General features: G+C 67.1%; 1 protein-coding gene. It reads left to right on the forward strand.

The window, feature by feature from the left end; all coding sequences use genetic code 11:
* Window positions 1–158 precede the first annotated feature (158 nt).
* Complete coding sequence (locus ABZV38_RS40250; RefSeq protein ID WP_356333905.1) at window positions 159–1,862, forward strand: IS1634 family transposase; 1,704 nt, start codon at window positions 159–161, stop codon at window positions 1,860–1,862.
* The last annotated feature ends 114 nt before the right edge of the window (window positions 1,863–1,976 follow it).

Consider the following 1,976-nt stretch of genomic DNA (forward strand, 5'->3'; position numbering starts at 1 on the left):
CCCGGCTTCCACAGTTCGGCGGGGTTTCGGTGGGTCAGGTCGGGGATCGATGCTGGTCAGCGCGTTGCGGCTAGCGGCACGGGCTGAAAATGCCTAGGGGCACGATTCTGATGTCGACTGGTCCTTGACCTGCGAAATCAGGCGTATCGTCTAGTGGCGTGTATGTGAAGGCTTCGTCCCGCCGTAATAAGAGCGGGCAGACGGTGCGGTACCTGCAACTGGCCCACAACGAGTGGGACCCGGAAGCGGGGCGTTCGCGTACCAAGGTGCTGTACTCCTTCGGCCGCGAGGACGAACTGGACCGCGAGGCCGTCAAGCGCCTGGTCGCCGCCCTGTCCCGGTTGCTCGACCCGGCCGAGGCCCTGGCCGCCACCACGCCCGGCGACCTGACCCTGACCGACTCCCGTCCGCTGGGCGGCACCCACGCGCTGGACGGCCTATGGCATCGCCTGGGTCTGGACCAAGTCGTCCGGCGGCAGTTGGAGGGACGCCGCCTGGACCCGCGGGTGGAGCGCGTGCTGTTCGCGCTGGTCGCGAACCGCGCCCTGGCCGCCTCCAGCAAACTCGCCGCCACCGAGTGGATCGCCGACGACGTCCATATCGAGGGCCTGGACCAGATCAACGACGAGGCCTGCTACCGCGCCATGGACTACCTGCTCACCATTGAGCCGGCCCTGGCCAAGGAGGCGTACTTCCAGGTCACCGACCTTCTCAACCTGGAAGTGGACCTGCTGTTCTTCGACACCACCTCCACGTACTTCGAGACCGAGGAAGCCGACGAGCCCGTCCCGCGCGACAGCGACGGCCGACGCCTGGACCCCGACGACGACCCGACAACCGCCGTCAAAGAGACAGGGTTTCGCACCCACGGCAAGTCCAAGGACTCCCGCGACGACCTGCCGCAGGTCGTCGTCGGCATGGCCGTCACCCGCGAGGGCATCCCGGTCCGCGTCTGGTCCTGGCCGGGCAGCACCGGTGACCAGGCCCTGATCCGCCAGGTCCGCAAGGAACTACGCGAATGGACCCTGTCGCGGATCGTGTGGGTCGCCGACCGCGGCTTCTCCTCGACGCTGAACCGCCGCAACCTCATGCAGGGCGGCGGCGGATACATCATCGGCGAGAAGCTCCGCACCGACAGCCCCGAAGTCCAGCAAGCCCTCTCCCGGCCCGGCCGGTACGCGACGATCCGCGACAACATGCAGGTCAAGGAAGTCAACATAGACTCCGACGACCGCTTCGTGATCTGCTTCAACCCCGAGCAGGCCAAGCGCGACGAGGCGATCCGCGACCAGCTCATCGACCGCCTGAACGACACCATCAAGGACACCGACAAACTGCCGCGCGCCGAACGCGACCACATCGCCGGGCAGTTGTCGGCCAAGCCCGGCCTGAAGCGCTTCCTGCGCCAGACACCCGGCGGCCTCCTGCGCGTGGACCAGAAGAAGGTCACCGCCGAGGAGCGTCTCGACGGGAAGTACCTCCTGCGCTGCAGTGACCCGAAGCTGAGCGCCGAGGACATCGCCCTGGGATACAAGCAGCTTCTTGAGGTGGAACGGGGCTGGAGGGACATGAAGCAGATCATCGACCTGCGTCCGGTCTACCACCGCCGCGAGGACCGCATACGCGCCCACATCGTGCTGTGCTGGCTCGCCCTGCTGCTGATCCGCGTCGCCGAGACCGGCACCGGCCAGACCTGGAACCGCCTGCGCAAGGAACTCGACCGGCTGCACGCCGTCAGCTACACCGGCCCCGCCGGCGCCTTCCGCCAGTCCACCGAGCCGTCCAAGCCCCAACGCGACATCTTCACCGCCCTGGACGTCACCCCACCCAAGAAGATCATCGACCTGGCCCCAGGCCGCTGACCAGGCACTATCCCCACGCCTAGTGACACGCCACTTCGGCGTGCCCACAGGCATATCCGCAGGTCAACCTACATATTCGTGCCCTAGTCGGCACCGCCAACTGTGGAACTCAGG

This window comes from Streptomyces sp. NPDC005181, assembly GCF_040608395.1.
GTDB lineage: Bacteria > Actinomycetota > Actinomycetes > Streptomycetales > Streptomycetaceae > Streptomyces.